Source organism: uncultured Parabacteroides sp. (assembly GCF_902493135.1).
In the GTDB taxonomy this organism is placed as follows: Bacteria; Bacteroidota; Bacteroidia; order Bacteroidales; family Tannerellaceae; genus Parabacteroides.
The window spans coordinates 1-15952 of the sequence record NZ_CABUOD010000022.1 but is presented as its reverse complement, the minus strand read 5'-3'; the positions used below and the strand labels follow the sequence as shown (position 1 = coordinate 15952).

At 48.0% G+C, this 15952-nt stretch carries 17 protein-coding genes; 9 read left to right on the top strand and 8 right to left on the bottom strand.

Features of this window, described 5'->3' with window-relative positions:
- Nucleotide 1 precedes the first annotated feature (1 nt).
- From RDN79_RS11290 to prmC, 5 genes are all read right to left on the bottom strand, one after another.
- The gene (locus RDN79_RS11290; RefSeq protein WP_298551923.1) at nucleotides 2-412 is read right to left on the bottom strand and encodes an SRPBCC family protein; all 411 of its coding nucleotides are present in this window, start codon (nucleotides 410-412) and stop codon (nucleotides 2-4) included.
- 6 nt (nucleotides 413-418) lie between these two features.
- On the bottom strand, nucleotides 419-1060 hold the full coding sequence (gene pyrE / locus RDN79_RS11285; protein ID WP_008152633.1) for an orotate phosphoribosyltransferase: 642 nt from the start codon (nucleotides 1058-1060) through the stop codon (nucleotides 419-421).
- A 126-nt stretch (nucleotides 1061-1186) separates the two neighbouring features.
- Nucleotides 1187-1879, bottom strand: a complete 693-nt coding sequence (locus RDN79_RS11280; RefSeq protein WP_298551922.1) for a ComF family protein — start codon at nucleotides 1877-1879, stop codon at nucleotides 1187-1189.
- On the bottom strand, nucleotides 1854-2345 hold the full coding sequence (locus RDN79_RS11275) for a regulatory protein RecX (RefSeq protein ID WP_298551921.1): 492 nt from the start codon (nucleotides 2343-2345) through the stop codon (nucleotides 1854-1856). The genes RDN79_RS11280 and RDN79_RS11275 overlap by 26 nt, the downstream gene beginning before the upstream one ends.
- Nucleotides 2342-3190: a peptide chain release factor N(5)-glutamine methyltransferase gene (gene prmC / locus RDN79_RS11270; protein WP_298551920.1), complete on the bottom strand. Its 849-nt coding sequence runs from the start codon at nucleotides 3188-3190 to the stop codon at nucleotides 2342-2344. The genes RDN79_RS11275 and prmC overlap by 4 nt, the downstream gene beginning before the upstream one ends.
- 125 nt (nucleotides 3191-3315) lie before the next feature.
- Between prmC and ribD the strand changes: the two genes are divergently transcribed.
- The 9 genes from ribD to RDN79_RS11225 all read left to right on the top strand — a co-directional run bounded on the left by ribD (nucleotide 3316) and on the right by RDN79_RS11225 (nucleotide 13149).
- Nucleotides 3316-4362, top strand: coding sequence for a bifunctional diaminohydroxyphosphoribosylaminopyrimidine deaminase/5-amino-6-(5-phosphoribosylamino)uracil reductase RibD (gene ribD / locus RDN79_RS11265; protein ID WP_298551918.1), 1047 nt, complete (start codon nucleotides 3316-3318; stop codon nucleotides 4360-4362).
- Between the two features lie 116 nt (nucleotides 4363-4478).
- On the top strand, nucleotides 4479-5858 hold the full coding sequence (locus RDN79_RS11260) for a DUF6242 domain-containing protein (protein WP_298551917.1): 1380 nt from the start codon (nucleotides 4479-4481) through the stop codon (nucleotides 5856-5858).
- An 87-nt stretch (nucleotides 5859-5945) separates the two neighbouring features.
- A complete protein-coding gene (locus RDN79_RS11255) occupies nucleotides 5946-6665 on the top strand; it encodes a DUF6089 family protein (protein ID WP_298551916.1) in 720 nt (239 codons plus the stop codon).
- A 17-nt stretch (nucleotides 6666-6682) separates the two neighbouring features.
- Nucleotides 6683-7426 (top strand): isoprenyl transferase, encoded by a 744-nt coding sequence (locus RDN79_RS11250; RefSeq protein WP_298551915.1) that lies wholly within the window; start codon nucleotides 6683-6685, stop codon nucleotides 7424-7426.
- Between the two features lie 14 nt (nucleotides 7427-7440).
- On the top strand, nucleotides 7441-10128 hold the full coding sequence (locus RDN79_RS11245) for an outer membrane protein assembly factor (protein WP_298551911.1): 2688 nt from the start codon (nucleotides 7441-7443) through the stop codon (nucleotides 10126-10128).
- A 209-nt stretch (nucleotides 10129-10337) separates the two neighbouring features.
- On the top strand, nucleotides 10338-10853 hold the full coding sequence (locus RDN79_RS11240; protein ID WP_005637338.1) for an OmpH family outer membrane protein: 516 nt from the start codon (nucleotides 10338-10340) through the stop codon (nucleotides 10851-10853).
- 72 nt (nucleotides 10854-10925) lie between these two features.
- Complete coding sequence (locus tag RDN79_RS11235; RefSeq protein ID WP_298551907.1) at nucleotides 10926-11423, top strand: OmpH family outer membrane protein; 498 nt, start codon at nucleotides 10926-10928, stop codon at nucleotides 11421-11423.
- A gap of 99 nt (nucleotides 11424-11522) precedes the next feature.
- Nucleotides 11523-12356: a glutamate racemase gene (gene murI / locus RDN79_RS11230; RefSeq protein ID WP_298551905.1), complete on the top strand. Its 834-nt coding sequence runs from the start codon at nucleotides 11523-11525 to the stop codon at nucleotides 12354-12356.
- A 133-nt stretch (nucleotides 12357-12489) separates the two neighbouring features.
- On the top strand, nucleotides 12490-13149 hold the full coding sequence (locus tag RDN79_RS11225; protein WP_298551902.1) for a M15 family metallopeptidase: 660 nt from the start codon (nucleotides 12490-12492) through the stop codon (nucleotides 13147-13149).
- A gap of 10 nt (nucleotides 13150-13159) precedes the next feature.
- Here RDN79_RS11225 and RDN79_RS11220 read toward each other — a convergent pair whose 3' ends face one another.
- The 3 genes from RDN79_RS11220 to RDN79_RS11210 are packed head-to-tail and all read right to left on the bottom strand — an operon-like array spanning nucleotide 13160 to nucleotide 15276.
- The gene (locus RDN79_RS11220) at nucleotides 13160-13528 is read right to left on the bottom strand and encodes a YccF domain-containing protein (protein WP_298551900.1); all 369 of its coding nucleotides are present in this window, start codon (nucleotides 13526-13528) and stop codon (nucleotides 13160-13162) included.
- A 10-nt stretch (nucleotides 13529-13538) separates the two neighbouring features.
- A complete protein-coding gene (locus tag RDN79_RS11215) occupies nucleotides 13539-14789 on the bottom strand; it encodes a M23 family metallopeptidase (RefSeq protein ID WP_298551898.1) in 1251 nt (416 codons plus the stop codon).
- Nucleotides 14782-15276: a helix-turn-helix transcriptional regulator gene (locus RDN79_RS11210; protein WP_298551896.1), complete on the bottom strand. Its 495-nt coding sequence runs from the start codon at nucleotides 15274-15276 to the stop codon at nucleotides 14782-14784. Before RDN79_RS11210 ends, RDN79_RS11215 begins: the two co-directional genes overlap by 8 nt.
- Between the last annotated feature and the right edge of the window lie 676 nt (nucleotides 15277-15952).

Here is a 15952-nt window from a genome sequence, read left to right as displayed (position 1 = left end):
ATTAATAAGGCAGGGATGCCAGTATGGTCGATATCTTATCGATCGCATCCTGCAACGGTTTTGATACCATTGGTTTGATAAACGGATTCAGTTCGGCGCGGACGGTTATTTTCATCCGTGTGTCGTTCTCTTCTACCTGTTTCAACTGGATCCAGAGGAACAGGGGGACAGGAGAGTTCGTAGTCGTGAATTTGATTGTCTTGTTCGGTTCACGTTCCACGATCTGGAAGGTTATCTTGCCTACCGGTGCGACGGAAAAACTGCAAGAGTCTTTGTCGAACTCGAAATCTTTAATCTTATCCTCCGGTATGCGGTCCTGCACCTTTTCCAGGTTGGAGAGGTCGGACAGCATATTAAAAATACGATCCTCGTTAAAGGGGATCGTTTTCACTTCACTAACAAATTCAGTCATTTCCACTTACTTTGCTTCGGGATTCCAGTTTGCCGGATCTTTGCGCCATTCCTGAAGGACTGCGATTTCGGATTCGTCAATGTAATCTGTGCGCAATGCTTCTTCCAGGACTGCATCGTAGTTACTCAGGGTCGTCAACGTTACTTTTGCTTCTTTGAAAGCCTCTACTGCAACAGGGAAACCGTATGTGAAGATGGCAACCATGCCGGCAACGTCGCAACCGAAATTGCGGACAGCCTGTACGGCCTTCAAGCTGCTGCCACCAGTAGAAACCAGGTCTTCTACGATCACGACTTTCGAACCCGGCTTCAGTTCGCCTTCGATCAGGTTTTCCAATCCATGATCTTTAGGAGTTGAACGGATGTACACGAACGGCAGACCCAGCAGGTCGGCAACTAATGCACCCTGGGCGATTGCTCCGGTTGCAACACCGGCGATAGCATCGGCATTTTCGTACTTTTCGCTGATTGTGCGAGCCAGTTCCAACTTAATGAAACTTCTGATTTCCGGATAGGAAAGTGTCTTTCTGTTGTCGTTGTAGATTGGTGATTTCCAACCGGATGCCCATGTGAAAGGATTGGCCGGCTGCAATTTGACCGCCTTAATCTTTAATAATCTCTCTGCTACTAATCTTTCCAGTGTTTTCATACAACCTAATAAATATGTTTATATCAGTTGGCAAAGGTAGACAAAGGGAATGAGATAACCTTGTAGTTCTTCAAAAAAATAAGCCATACATATTGTATAACAGGTTTAGGGTGAGTTTGTGCCGGCTTATGCCACGGCTATGCCCAAAATACTGATCCGGATGCCGGATATGGCTTTCATAGCCTTTGCGCAGGCACTTATGGTGGAACCGGTCGTAATGACATCGTCCAACAGTAGAACGTGTTTGTTTTTCAAAGCATCGGCATTGCTTAGGCGAAAGATGTCCTCTACGTTTTCCGACCGTTCGAATATCTGCTTGCGGGTTTGGCTTTCCGTCTTTTTGATACGGGATAAAGACGACGTGTCGACCGGTATTCCGATGACGGATTGAATGCCGCGTGCGATCCATTCCGATTGGTTATAGCCCCGTTGTCTCATTCTCTTTGGATGAAGCGGGACCGGCAGGAGGAGATCGACGGTGTCGAACAACCCTGTCTCCCGATAGGCGGTGGCCGCCATGCGCCCCAGTTCGTATCCGAGCTTTTTGTTTCCATGATATTTTAAGGAATGGATCAGTTTTTGCCCGCTTCCCCCTTTCGTGAAATGGAGCAAAGCGGTGGCGGCAACGAAAGATACTTTTCCTTCGAAAAGCCGGCAGACCGGATTGGTCTCCATATCCGTAAAATGCGTGTAGGGCAAATGATTCGAACAATGCAGGCAAATGTGTTCTTCCCCTTTCACCAATGGTGTCTGGCAGAGCAGGCAGAGGCGGGAATAGAATAGGTTCAGGAGGTCATTCAAAATCATCCTCGTAGTCATTCCCGTTGAACAGTTGTTTCAGGCAACGGCCGGCATCCCTGCTTTCGAAGCCGCGTCCGGCGGCAAAACGAAGTAGCTTTATGTAAACGTCCCGGTTGTCCTTGCCGCGGGTAGATTTCTTTTTGCTTTTCAGAAGGGAAAGGAGGATGGACTGATATTCCTGTTCGTCGATAGCCGCCAATGCTTCCGCACGGACATCGGACGGGATTCCCTTCCGCTGCATCTCGTAGTTGATCTTGACACGTCCCCATTTGTTGAAGCGCAGTTTGTCGTTTACGAAGTAGCGGGCGAAGCGGCTTTCATCGATGAAACGTTCTTTCAGCAGACGCGCGATGATCCGGTCACTTTCTTCCCCGGTCAGTCCCGCTACCTTGATTTTCTTTTCCACATCCTGGATGCAACGTTCGCTGGCAGAGCAGTAGGCGGCTGCCTGGTGGAGCATTTCAGATTCGCTGATTTGTTTCATTTGCGTGCTTTTACGATCCGGTCCCTGCCCGACAGGTCCTGGATCAATTCGATATTCTTATAGCCTTCTTCTTCCAGCATCTCGACAACCATCTCGCCGCATGCCGCATTGATTTCGAAGTAGAGACGACCGTTTCTTCTCAGCTTTTTCCTTCCGAAATGGGCAATATGCCAATAATAGAGCAACGGGTCGTTGTCCGGGACGAAAAGAGCCAGGTGAGGTTCGTAGTCCAGCACGTTTCTCTCCATGTCTTTCTTTTCTTCCTCCTTGATATAGGGCGGGTTGCTGACGATGACGTCCAGGATGAACGGAATGTCCATTTCCGCTTTGTCCGGGTCCAGGATATCTGTATGGATGAAAGTGACCGTCGCATTGTTGCGTTTGGCATTCCTGCGGGCTGTTCTCAAGGCTTCCCTTGAAATGTCGGTAGCGATCACGCTTGCCTTCTTCAGATGTTTCCGGAGCGTGACGGCAATGCAACCGCTGCCGGTCCCGATATCCAATATCTTGATCCTTTTATCGGCGTTGTCGATGATGACCTGTTCGACCAGTTCTTCGGTTTCCGGGCGCGGTATCAGGACGGACGGGTCCACTTCGAACTGGAGGCTGTAGAAATCGGCCGTACCTAATATATATTGGATGGGCTCCATCTGTTTCAGGCGTTCGACTATTTCATGAATCCGGTTCTTTTCGTTTTCGGACAATTCTTTGTCTTTACAAAATAAAAAATGATGCGGCTGAATATTGCAGACCCGCTCCATGATTAAACGGACCAGGCTGCTGACCTCGGAAGACGGATATAGATTCCTCAATGATTCCTTGATGTATGCGATGGTTTCAGTCATGCGAATATATTTTTCTGCAAAAGTACGGAATTCTCCGCTTATATAAGGCGGGTTTTTGAAAATATGATAGGTCGAAGCGGAAATATAGCCGATTTCTCCGTACCTTAGTCGCGAATAAATTTGCAATGATGGTTGTCGAAGAGAAATATATGGCCCGCTGCATCGAACTTGCGCGGGGAGGAGAGGGCAATACGGCTCCGAACCCGATGGTCGGTGCGGTGATTGTGCGTAAAGGGAAGATCATAGGTGAAGGGTTTCATCGCAAGTGCGGCGAAGCGCATGCCGAAGTGAATGCGGTGGCTTCCGTCCGGGATGAAGCGCTTTTGCGGGATTCCACTCTCTATGTGAGCCTCGAACCTTGTTCCCATTACGGAAAGACGCCTCCTTGTGCGGAGTTGATTATAAGGAAAGGCATTCCGCGTGTCGTGGTCGGCACGTTGGACCCGTTCCCGGAAGTGTCGGGGCGGGGAGTGCGCATGCTGCGCGAGGCGGGGGTCGAAGTCGTGACGGGAGTGCTGGAAGATGAGGCTCGTGCCTTGAATCCTGCATTTATGACTTTCCAGATACGGAAACGTCCTTATGTCTACCTGAAATGGGCGCAGAGCGCAGATGGCTTTATGGATGTCCGGCGTAAGGATGCTTCCGAACACCCGGTGCTTCTGTCTTCGGCCGAGACGCTCCGAAGGGTGCACCGGCTCCGTTCCGAAGTGGCGGCCATTATGGTCGGGACGCGTACGGCGTTGTTGGACAATCCGTCGCTGACCGTGCGGCATTGGGTCGGCCGGTCTCCGGTCCGGGTGGTGCTCGACCGGACGTTGAAGTTGCCGGCCGGTTCGCATCTGCTGGACGGTGCGGTGCGCACGCTCGTATTCACAGCCGTCGAAGCCGGAAGCCGGCCGAATGTCGAGTACGTGCGGATCGATTTCGGGCAGGAGGTCTTGCCGCAAGTCCTGCAATACTTATATGGGCAGAATCTGAATTCGTTGATGGTCGAAGGAGGCGCGGGGTTGCTGGCAAGTTTCCTTGATGCCGGCTTGTGGGACGAGGCTTGGGTCGAAACGGCTCCGGCTGTTCTGGGCGCGGGGGTGAAAGCGCCTGCTGTTTCCGGCGTGTTGACCGCTACGGAGCAGAGGCATGGGCATCTTCTGGAAACCTGGAAACGGAAGGTTTAAAATGAACTTTATAATTCGTAACGACACTAAAATATTATAAATATTCTCCTATATGAGGCATAAAGCAAAAAATGTTTCTACTTTTGTGCCTTTATATGCAACAAACTTATTTTTTGATGAAAAATAGAATAGTACTGTTTATAGCCGGATGTTGTGCTCTGTTATTGTCGTCTTGCCTGGGTTCGGATGAGACGGAATATGAGCTGAGTAGAGATTGTCAGATTCTATCTTTTTCTTTGTCGAATGATTCCATTCCGGAGCTGGCGAATGTCGTTTTTACGATCGACCAGGTAACCGGACATATCTTCAATATAGATTCCATGCCTTATGGGACGAAGCTGGATGAAAAAGTGATTTGCACGGTCAAGCTGGCTTCGACTGTATATACCTGCCAGGTCATGCAGGAAGCGGTCGGCGATACGATTTACTGGAATCTGGAAGACTCGTTGGACTTCTCCAAGCCGGTGAAGTTCGTGAATACCTTGTGGGATGGCGAAACCACAAAGGCCTATCTCGCACAAGTCAATATCCACCAGGTAGTTCCCGACTCGATGGTTTGGGGCATTTACAAAGAAGGCATTACGGACGGTGCTGTCAAGGAAGAGAAAGTTGTTGTTTTCGGTGAGGGAAGCGACGAGTCTTATTATATGTTTACGCAGCCTGTAAACGCAAGCGAAGGCTACCAGCTGTACCGCTCGGCTGTTACGGACGGCAAGAACTGGACGAAGCTGGCTGTTTCGGGGCTTCCTGCCGGAGAAATCCGTTTGTCGCAGATTACTGCTTATGAAGATGCCTTCTATGCCGTTACGACGAAAGGCGCTCTCTATAGTTCGGCCGATGGCCGGGACTGGTCGCCTGTCGGAAATACTCCGGTGATAAAAGCCCTTTTAGGCGCTATCGATGTGGACGACGACTTTACGGCGGCCGGCAAACAGCCGTCAGCCCTTAGCGCGGTTATCGACAAGGACGGCACGCTCGTTTACGGGTACATGAATGAAGCGAAGGAATGGAACGAAGGAACTCTTCTGAACGAAGGTTTCCCTTTGGCCGCTTTCGGTAGCGTTTCCTATAATTCGATGTTCCGCGCCCGCCTCCTGGTAGTTGCAGGGCGGGATAAGGACAATAAACTGACGAATACGGCCTGGTCGACCGAAGACGGCAAGGTCTGGGCGAAACTGACGGACGACGAAGCGGCTCCTTTTGATAAACAGGAAGGGGTTGCCGTAGTGGAGTATGACGATAAGATGTTTATGCTGAGCGGAATCAATGAAGCAGGAAAGGCTTCTTCCGCCATTTACCTGTCGCGTGACGGCGGCGTAAACTGGAGCCTGTCGGATTCACTGGTCGTGATGCCGCAGGATTTCAAAGCAAGAGGGTTCTCTTCTATCTATGTGGATAAGGACAATTATATGTATCTTTTCGGCGGAAAAGAAACCGATAGTTCGAATGTATTGAACCAAATCTGGCGCGGCCGTATTAACCGCCTGGGTTTTTAAGCATGAAGAAAGTTCGTGGAGGACCATATAATTTTATGGGCGATTCGGCGTTAGAGAAGAAGGTATAGATTATAACAGAAAACGATTATGACTTCAACTCTTTTTCAGCGCATACTCATATTAGTCCTTTTGACCGGTTGCATGACCGGCCTTCACGCACAAGAATATAAATACGAGATCGGAGGAATGGCTGGCGGAGCCTTTTATATGGGCGATGTCAACAAGAACGCTTTTTTCAAGGGGCTGAATCCCGCGTTCGGAGCTGTTTTCCGCTATAATCCCAATTTCAGGTGGGCTTTAAAGACCAATCTGATGTGGGGGAAGGTCTCAGGCACGACGGAAGGACAGGAAAATGTTTTTCCGGATCATGCACAAGGTTCTTTCAGCCGGAACCTGATCGAACTGGGCGGACAGATGGAGTTCAACTTCTTTCCGTACAGTGACAAATTTGCGTATTCGAACGCAAGACGTTTCACTCCCTATATTTTTATGGGTTTGGGTGTGACGGTGGCGCCGGGTAGCGGAAAGACTTTTGCCGGTCCGAACATTCCGCTCGGTGTAGGTTTGAAATACAAGGTTAAGAACAGGATCAACCTGGGATGCGAGTTCTCGTTTCGCAAACTGTTTGGCGATGGTTTGGACGTGACGGACGACGGCAACGCGTTTCTGGATGACCCCTACCATATGAAAGGTAGTTTTTTGAAGAATAAAGATTGGTATTCTTTTTTGTTGTTTACGGTTACCTGGGATTTCGGCCCGCGATGCAGGACCTGCAACAACGCGAAGAATATAGATAATATACAGTAGTTATAGATGAAAACACTATGTCGCTGATTGAACAAATAGACAAAAATCGATTGCCGCAGCATGTGGCGATTATTATGGACGGCAACGGACGCTGGGCCAAAGCGAAGGGAAAGGACCGGAGCTACGGGCATCAGGAGGGCGTTGTCTCTGTCCGTAAAGTCGTCGAAGCCGCTACAACCGTGGGTTTGAAATATCTGACGATGTACACGTTTTCGACGGAAAACTGGAATCGTCCGGAGGCTGAGGTACAGGCGCTGATGAGCTTGCTGGTAGCAGCCATTCATCGCGAGACTCCCGACCTGATGAAAAATAACGTCCGTCTGATGGCGATCGGCAATCTCGACCGCTTGCCGGCAGATGCACATGCCACCTTGCAGGATTGTATCGCACAGACTTCGGCCAATACGGGCGTCACGCTCATATTGGCTTTGAGTTATTCGGCCCGTTGGGAAATAACCGAAGCTGTGAAACGCCTGGCCGGGGAAGCTGTGGAGAAGAAAATAAACCCCAACGATATAACCGAGGCTGTCGTCTCGGATTACCTGACAACCAAAGGTATTCCCGATCCGGATTTGTTGATCCGTACCGGAGGAGAACAACGCGTCAGCAACTTCCTGCTTTGGCAGTTGTCGTATGCCGAATTTTTCTTTACCGATGTGTATTGGCCGGATTTTAGAGAAGAAGAGTTGTATGGAGCTATATTGTATTACCAGCAGCGTGAACGGCGCTTCGGTAAGACAAGTGAGCAATTAATCTTATAAACAATAGCTGTTATATGTACAAAAGAATAGTGCTGTTTTTCATGTTTCTGGGATTTGCCTGCGGGGCTTTTGCCCAGGAAACTGACACTACCAAGGTTGAAGAGCCGGGAGAAGTACCGGTCATTTCCTATTCGTCACCTCCCAAAAGGTATATTATTGATAGTATCCGGGTGACAGGGATTACAAGTTATGATGATTTCGTGTTGATAGGCTTTTCCGGTTTGTCTAAAGGGGACGAAATTACGATACCCGAGCCGGGCGGAGCCATTACGGATGCGGTGAAACGTTTCTGGAAACATGGGCTATTCTCGGATGTGAAAATTTTGGCTACTAAAATAGTAGACGGCGACAAGGTTTGGCTGGAAATCCAACTCAAGCAGCGTCCGCGTATTTCGGAAGTCAACTATCATGGCATCAAGAAGGGAGAACGCGAGGATCTGGAAGCCCGTCTGGGATTGCGCAAGGGATACCAGGTGACTCCTAACCTGATCGACCGTGCGACCACGCTGATCAAGAAGTTCTTCGATGGCAAAGGCTTTAAGAATGTGGATGTCGAAATCCTCCAGAAGGACGATATCGCGCATGAAGGCGAAGTGATCGTAGACATCAACATCAACAAGAACGAAAAGACTAAAATCCACAAGATCCATTTCGAAGGAAACAGCGCGTTGTCCGATCGCGAGTTGAAGAAGGCGATGAAGAAGACGAACGAAAAGTTCAGTTTGCAGAACGACTGGAAGAGCAGTATCCTGGAAGCATTCAGCACGAAGAAGTTTACGACTGAAGAATACGAAAACGATAAGAAGCACATTATCGAGAAATATAACGAAAAGGGATATCGCGACGCTGTTCTTGTGGAAGACAGTGTTGTGAACTATAACGATAAACGTGTGGATATCTTCCTGAAAGTGGAAGAAGGCGACAAATATTATCTGAAGGATGTCAACTTTGTCGGTAATACGAAATATCCGACGGAACAGCTGTTGTATATTTTAGGCATGAAGCCGGGCGACGTTTACAACCAGAAGAAACTGAATGAACGGTTGACGACCGACGATGATGCCGTTTCCAACTTGTATTATAATAACGGTTACATCTTCTTCGGTGCGGATCCGGTTGAAGTGGACGTAGAAAACGACTCCATCTCTTTGGAAGTCCGTATTCAGGAAGGTCCTCAGGCGACTATCAACCGGGTGATCATTAACGGTAACGACCGCCTGTATGAAGATATCGTGCGCCGTGAACTCCGTACGAAGCCGGGTATGTTGTTCAGTCGTGAAGACTTGATGCGTTCAACCCGTGAAATCGCGCAGATGGGGCATTTCGATCCGGAAAACCTGGTTCCGCAACCGCTACCCGATCCTGATAACGGAACGGTGGATATCCAGTACAACCTCGTGTCAAAGGCTAACGACCAGATCGAGTTCTCTGCCGGTTGGGGACAAACGGGTGTGATCGGTAAGCTGAGTTTGAAGTTTACGAACTTCTCCATGAAGAATCTGCTGAACCCGAGTACCTATAAAGGTATTATCCCGCAGGGTGAGGGACAGACGCTGACGCTGAGCGGCCAGACAAACGGACGTTACTATCAGGCATACAGCATATCGTTTATGGATCCGTGGTTTGGTGGCAAACGGCCGAATACATTGTCCGTGAGCGCCTACTTCTCCAAACAGACGGATATCAGTAGTAATTATTTGAGCAGTAACAGTTATGGTTATAACCCGTATTACAGTTATGGCGGTTATCCTTATTATGGCGGCTACGGTGGCTATGGTGGCTACGGTTACGGTTATGGCAATTACGGTAACTATGAGTTGGCTTACGACCCGGATAAGTCGATTATGATGTTCGGACTTTCTGCCGGTTACGGTAAGCGTTTGAACTGGCCGGATGACTATTTCCAGTTTATGGCGACCCTGAACTACCAGTTGTACATGATGAAAGATTGGGATTACTTCTTGGTGAATAACGGTAACTGTCATAACATCAACTTGGAATTGAACTTGCAGCGTAACTCTATCGACAACCCGTTGTACACACGTAGAGGTTCACAGTTCATGTTCTCGGTTGCCGCAACTCCGCCCTGGTCATTGTGGGACGGTAAGGACTACAAGAATATGAGCGACCAGGATGAAGCGAAGTTCCGCATGATCGAATATCATAAATGGAAATTCAAAGCGAAGATATTCTCTCCGTTGGCTCCGCTGACGGTGAAACGCACGCCGGTGTTGATGTCGCGTGTCGAATACGGATTCCTGGGCTCTTACAACAAATATAAGAAATCGCCGTTCGAAACCTTCTATATGGGTGGCGACGGTATGAGTGGATACTCCAGTACCTATGCAACCGAAACGATCGGTTTGAGAGGTTACGAAAACGGTAGTATCGCCGGTAACGGTGGTTACAATTCGTATGGTTACGCTTACTCCCGCCTGTCGATGGAGTTGCGCTATCCGTTCTTGCTGGAACCGTCTTCGACGATCTACGGTCTGGTATTCGTGGAAGCCGGTAATGCCTGGAGAGATTTGAAAGAGTTCAACCCGTTCCAGTTGAAACGTTCTGCCGGTGTCGGTGTCCGTATCTTCCTACCGATGATCGGTTTGATGGGTATTGACTGGGCTTACGGTTTCGACCGTCCCGACGGAAGCTCCCAGAGAGGCGGCAGCAACTTCCACTTCATTATCGGACAGGAATTTTAGAAAATTGAGAATTGAAAGTTGAAAATTAGATAGAAAGAGGCAATCGGAAACAAATCCGGTTGCCTCTTTTGCGTTTGGGCCCTCTTTGCGCGGTGCTTGGCAAGTCTGTTAAATTGTTAATTGTATCTTATTAATTTTCAATTTTCAACTTTCAATTTTCAATTCTCTTATCTTTGCAGTCAGAAGGTAAAACTATAAATGACATGTGTATGAAAAAGATTATTGCCTTAAGCTGTTTGTTGTTCCTCTGCTCGTTTGCAGGGCACGCACAAAAGTTTGCTTTAATAGATATGGAATATATATTGAAAAATATTCCGGCTTATGAAATGACGAATGAGCAGTTGAGCCAGGTCTCCAAGAAATGGCAGAACGAAGTGGATGCCATCCAGCAGGAAGCGCAGAACATGTACAAGACTTACCAGAGCGACCTTGTATTCCTGTCTGCCGAGATGAAGTCGAAACGCGAAGAAGCGATCGTGCAGAAAGAACAGGAAGCACAGGATTTGAAACGTAAGTATTTCGGTCCTGAAGGCGAGTTGTTTAAGAAGCGTGAGAGCCTGATGAAACCGATACAGGATGAGATCTACAATGCCGTGAAGGAGATATCCGAAGATAAAGGCTATCAGATGGTCATGGACCGGGCGTCGTCGATGAATATCATTTTTGCTTCTCCGAAGATCGATATAAGCAATGAAGTCCTGATAAAGTTAGGATATTCAAAATAAATGCTTACATTTGTGCGCTTTAATGAAGCAAGTTAAGAATATGATTAATAACAAGTAATATTTTATAGAAAGATGAAGAAACTGATTATTTTTTTGTTGATGATGCTCCCGTTGGGCGTTTTTGCTCAAGAATCTAAGATTGCGATTGTAAATACGCAGGAAGTGATCCAGGCTATGCCGGAATTTGCTAATATGCAGAAACAGATGGCTGACATGGAAGCCAAATATAAAAACGAAATGCAGGTGATGCAGGACGAATACAATAAGAAATATTCCGATTTTGTTGCACAGCAGGATTCATTGACAGAAAATATCAAAATGAGAAGAATGCAGGAATTGCAGGATATGGAACAGCGTACACAGAACTTCATCCAGATCTCCCAGCAGGATTTCCAGAAGAAGCAAGGTGAGTTGTTCGCTCCGATCCAGGACAAACTGAAAAATGCAATCAAGGCAGTCGGTGACGAAAAAGGATATGTTTATATCTTGGATCCGCAGATTGTTCTTTATCAGGGTAACGCTGCAGTTGACGCAACTCAGTTCGTAAAAGCTAAGTTAGGTATTAACTAATATAATTAGCAATCATAAAATAGCGAAGGATGCCTTTCCAAGAGGGGCATCCTTTGTTGTCTATATCTCATTTGAATTTCTAAATAAATAACTTCTCCCATGTTTTCACCAGCACCAGGCCCGATTGGCATCTTCGACTCCGGTTACGGAGGGCTTACCATATTTGATAAGATCAGGGAAGCGATGCCGGGGTATGATTATGTTTATTTGGGCGATAACGCCCGCTCGCCATACGGCCCGCGTTCGTTCGAGGTTGTGTATCGTTTTACAAGGCAGGCTGTGGAGACGCTTTTCAATGAAGGATGCCAGCTTGTGATCCTGGCTTGCAACACCGCTTCGGCAAAGGCATTGCGTACGATACAGCAGCGGGACTTGCCGCAGTGGGACCCGGAACGCCGGGTGCTGGGTGTAATCCGTCCGACGGTGGAGTTGATGGATAAGATCAGCAAGAGCAAGCATGTAGGTATTTTGGGGACGAACGGAACCATCACTTCCGGTTCCTATTCGATGGAAATAAAGAAGATGTTTCCGCACATGACGGTAACGGGCGAAGCCTGCCCGATGTGGGTCCCGTTGGTCGAGAATAATGAATTTGCTTCACCGGGAGCGGACTATTTCGTCCGGAAACATCTGGAACATATTCTGGCTGCCGATCCGGAGATCGATACGCTTGTCTTGGGTTGCACGCACTATCCGTTGCTGATCGAAAAGATCAAAGCGTTCCTGCCTGCCGGAATCACTCTGTTTTCGCAAGGGGAATATGTGGCTGCAAGTCTGACCGACTACCTGCGCCGCCATCCCGAAATGGATGCGCGTTTGACAAAGCGAGGCGATTGCCGTTTCCTGACCACCGAATCCGCCGCCAAATTCTCCGATGCCGCCTCCGCCTTTCTGAGCCATCCGGTGGAGGTGGAACAGATTTCGATCGATTGAAAATTAAGAATATTTGAACCTATATTTTAGGCGCGGATTACACGGATTACGCGGCACGAAGTTTTTTCAAAACATATTTAAACCGTGTAATCTGTGCAATCCGTGCCTAAATTTGATTCAAATCTGCCAAATTATGAAATATATCTGTATCATACTCTCTTTACTTTTCTCCGTTTTCTGCCAGGGGCAGGATCTGGATGGATATATGGCGGAACGAGGCCTGGTGGATGTTTCCGCTATGGATACGACGTTGCGGGTGGAACTGGCATATGCGACGGCGGATAATTTCCTTGGGAAAGTTGTTTATTCCGGGATCACGCGTGCCTGGTTGCATCCCGATGCGGCCGGCAAACTGCTTGTCGCCCATCGGCTGTTGAAACAGGAACATCCCGGATGGCGTTTTGTGGTCTATGACGCCGCCCGTCCCATGTCGGTACAGAGGCAGATGTGGGCGCTTGTCCGGGGAACCGATAAGACGAATTACGTCAGCAATCCCGCGAACGGAGGCGGCCTGCATAACTACGGGCTGGCTGTCGACCTGACGATCCTTGACGAGAGGGGAATACCTCTCCCTATGGGCACTCCTTTCGATTATTTCGGGGAAGAAGCGCATACCGATAACGAAGAGGCATTACTGGAGAACGGGCGGATTACCCGTGCCGAATATGAAAACCGCCGCCTGCTACGACGGATTATGCGAAAAGCCGGATTCCGTTCCATCCCGTACGAATGGTGGCATTTCAACGCTTGCACCCGCGCAGAGGCACGACACGACTATCCGGTGATAGACTGATTCCTGTCTCCTAAACAATATTCTTTCCGAACGGCGTGAGAGCCAGTGCGGCCATCTTGAAATGCTGCCGGCCGAAAGGAATACCGATAATCGTGATGCACAGCAGCAACCCGAAAAACAGGTGCGTCAGGCAGATCCAGAAGCCACCGATGCAGATCCAGATCACGTTCATGACCAGGCACAGGCAACCGCCTGAGTTGCCGTTGTCCGTCACCCGGCTGCCGAAAGGCCAAAGGGCGAGCATTCCTAACTTCAATGTCTGCAACCCGAAAGGGATACCGATTATCGTAATCATCAGCAGCAAGCTGGATATCAGATATTCCACAGCGGTAACCAATCCGCCGCAGATAAGCCAGATGATATTTCCCAAAAACTTCATAGCGTCAATATTATAAATTGTTTTTTACTTTCATGCTGTCCAATTCCGCCAACACCGTCTGCTTCACGATTGCGAAGCTGTCGCGCAGTTCCGGTTTGACCGGCAGCGAAGGCGGTGCTTCCATCTGTAGCGGGTTGATCGGCTGTCCGTTCTTGTACACCCGGAAATCGAGGTGTGGTCCTGTCGAAAGCCCTGTCGAGCCGACGTAGCCGATTACCTGTCCCTGCCCGACATGGCTGCCGACTTGTATGCCTTTGGCATATTTGCTCAGGTGCATGTAGGAAGTCGTATATACGGAGTTATGTTTCACTTTCAACGTATGGCCTCCGCCGCCCATATAGCCTTTGGCGACGACGGTACCGGCCCCGATGCTCTTGACCTCCGTCCCGACAGGAGCCGCATAGTCCACTCCATGATGTGCCCGGTAGCGTTTCAGGATCGGATGGAAGCGGGCGTTTGTGAAACGCGAAGTGATGCGGAAGAAATCCAGCGGAGCTTTCAGGAAGGCCTTCCGGAGGCTGTTTCCTTCGAGGTCGAAATATTCGAAAACGCTATCCTGGGTAAACGGTATGGCTGTAAAATCTTTTCCCTGATGTGTGAAGACGGCACCCTCGATGGAGGTGATATTCAAAGCTGTCGTGTCGTCTATATAGGCTACGTCGTACAGTACCCGGAACGCGTCCCCTTCCTTCACGTCGAAAAAGTCGATCTGCCAGGCATATACATCCGAAATCTTGATCGCCAGCAACGGGTCCGCCCCACTTGCCTTGATCACGTTCCAAAGGGAAGAGTTGATTGTACCTTCGGTGTAATGGCGTTTGATGGTAATGGGCTTGTTGAATTCGTATGCCAGGATCGAATCGCCTGACAGGTCGATGACGGCATAGTCGACAAGTGATTTGGCAAAGGCGATATAGCGGATATCGGCCACACTGTCCTGGGTCGTAAACGTATAATAGTTCATACCCGCGCGAAGTTTGGTCGGGTCCAGGACATTGATGGAGGCTTTCGTAATGCTGTCCGCTTTCAAGGCGGAGAAACCGAGGACGGAAAAGATAGAGGCTGGGTTATCGCCGTTTCTCATCTTATATTCCGTCACGTCCAACGAGTCGATGCAAACGCCGTATTGATATACGTGTTGCAAGCTGTCCAGCCATTCGCTGTCGACGCCTTCTTCTTCGGGTTGTTGTTTCGTATGTGTACAGGAAAAGCAGGCAAGCAGTCCTGCGAGTAACGAATATAGGACGATGCTCTTATTCATTCTCCGGCTTCTGATTCTTTTGTTTTCCAGTTTGTTTTTCCAGTTCGTCGATCCGTTTTTGAAGTCTGTGGACTTCTTCCCGTTCCTGCTTTAACATCAGCCGGTAGGCGTCGATGATTTGGGAGAAGGAAACATTGTCGTATTTATGGTTGTTCGTCTGTTCCTGATTGCCGACTATATTATTATATACAGGGCTGTTGGTGTTATTTTCATTTTCAATATTGAATGTATCGTTTTGGAATGAAACAGAAGGTTCCTCTTCTTTCATATTCTTGATCGTTTCCACCGAAACATCCAAAGCCTTTGCCAGTTTATCCAACATCTCGTCGTCAATCTTTTTCATCTCCATCAGTTCCTCTACCTGTTTTTGTGACAATTGGAGTGCTTTCTCCAGGTCTTCCACTTTAAGCCCTTTTTTATTCATAAGGCGAGCGAGGTTACGTCCGTGATGTACACTGCTGTCGTTCAATAAATCTTTTGTGTCCATATGATACTGTTTTTTACGTTGCAACAAATATACAAAATTAATCCATAAGCTTTCTTAATTGGCTAAATCCTTTACCGGTGATTCGGCTATTGGCTGCTTGAACTGTAAATCTTCATTCATGGTTCACTTCTGTCAGGAAATGAACCTATTCTAAACGGATTTATATATGATAAAAAATACAAGAACCCCTCCAAAAAAGGTTGATATCCATAGCTTGTTAATATTCAGGCTATTGCCAAATATCTTGTTTCTTAAAAAATATTACCCTTGCATGAAATTTGAAATTTATAGGGTATAAAATCAAATTTCATGCGCTGTTGTTTCGGTTTGGACCAACGGCTATTTGGGGAAACCGTACAATAAGTAAGAAATAAATTTGCTTTAAGCGAAATGGAATCGGTAAATGATGATTTATCTGTTACATCTGTCAATATTCGAAACATTCTTCCCATTCCTCGCTTCCATTCATATATAATATGTATATTTGTGGATTAAGTAACAACTAATAAAACAGTAACTATGAAAAAGGAAGAGTCAGATCTGAAAATCATGGAAGAGATGGAAAGAAAAGAGTTGCAGGACAGGTATATCCGTTTTGATTGGGCCATCAAGCGTCTGCTACGCCAGAAGGCCAACTTCGACGTGCTCGACGGTTTCCTGACCGTCATGCTGAACG

Bases quoted from the DNA above. Each gene is read 5' to 3' on its own strand.
- RDN79_RS11290 (WP_298551923.1), bottom strand. From the start codon at position 412: ATGACTGAATTTGTTAGTGAAGTGAAAACGATCCCCTTTAACGAGGAT.
- pyrE (WP_008152633.1), bottom strand. From the start codon at position 1,060: ATGAAAACACTGGAAAGATTAGTAGCAGAGAGATTATTAAAGATTAAG.
- RDN79_RS11280 (WP_298551922.1), bottom strand. From the start codon at position 1,879: ATGACTACGAGGATGATTTTGAATGACCTCCTGAACCTATTCTATTCC.
- RDN79_RS11275 (WP_298551921.1), bottom strand. From the start codon at position 2,345: ATGAAACAAATCAGCGAATCTGAAATGCTCCACCAGGCAGCCGCCTAC.
- prmC (WP_298551920.1), bottom strand. From the start codon at position 3,190: ATGACTGAAACCATCGCATACATCAAGGAATCATTGAGGAATCTATAT.
- ribD (WP_298551918.1), top strand. From the start codon at position 3,316: ATGATGGTTGTCGAAGAGAAATATATGGCCCGCTGCATCGAACTTGCG.
- RDN79_RS11260 (WP_298551917.1), top strand. From the start codon at position 4,479: ATGAAAAATAGAATAGTACTGTTTATAGCCGGATGTTGTGCTCTGTTA.
- RDN79_RS11255 (WP_298551916.1), top strand. From the start codon at position 5,946: ATGACTTCAACTCTTTTTCAGCGCATACTCATATTAGTCCTTTTGACC.
- RDN79_RS11250 (WP_298551915.1), top strand. From the start codon at position 6,683: ATGTCGCTGATTGAACAAATAGACAAAAATCGATTGCCGCAGCATGTG.
- RDN79_RS11245 (WP_298551911.1), top strand. From the start codon at position 7,441: ATGTACAAAAGAATAGTGCTGTTTTTCATGTTTCTGGGATTTGCCTGC.
- RDN79_RS11240 (WP_005637338.1), top strand. From the start codon at position 10,338: ATGAAAAAGATTATTGCCTTAAGCTGTTTGTTGTTCCTCTGCTCGTTT.
- RDN79_RS11235 (WP_298551907.1), top strand. From the start codon at position 10,926: ATGAAGAAACTGATTATTTTTTTGTTGATGATGCTCCCGTTGGGCGTT.
- murI (WP_298551905.1), top strand. From the start codon at position 11,523: ATGTTTTCACCAGCACCAGGCCCGATTGGCATCTTCGACTCCGGTTAC.
- RDN79_RS11225 (WP_298551902.1), top strand. From the start codon at position 12,490: ATGAAATATATCTGTATCATACTCTCTTTACTTTTCTCCGTTTTCTGC.
- RDN79_RS11220 (WP_298551900.1), bottom strand. From the start codon at position 13,528: ATGAAGTTTTTGGGAAATATCATCTGGCTTATCTGCGGCGGATTGGTT.
- RDN79_RS11215 (WP_298551898.1), bottom strand. From the start codon at position 14,789: ATGAATAAGAGCATCGTCCTATATTCGTTACTCGCAGGACTGCTTGCC.
- RDN79_RS11210 (WP_298551896.1), bottom strand. From the start codon at position 15,276: ATGGACACAAAAGATTTATTGAACGACAGCAGTGTACATCACGGACGT.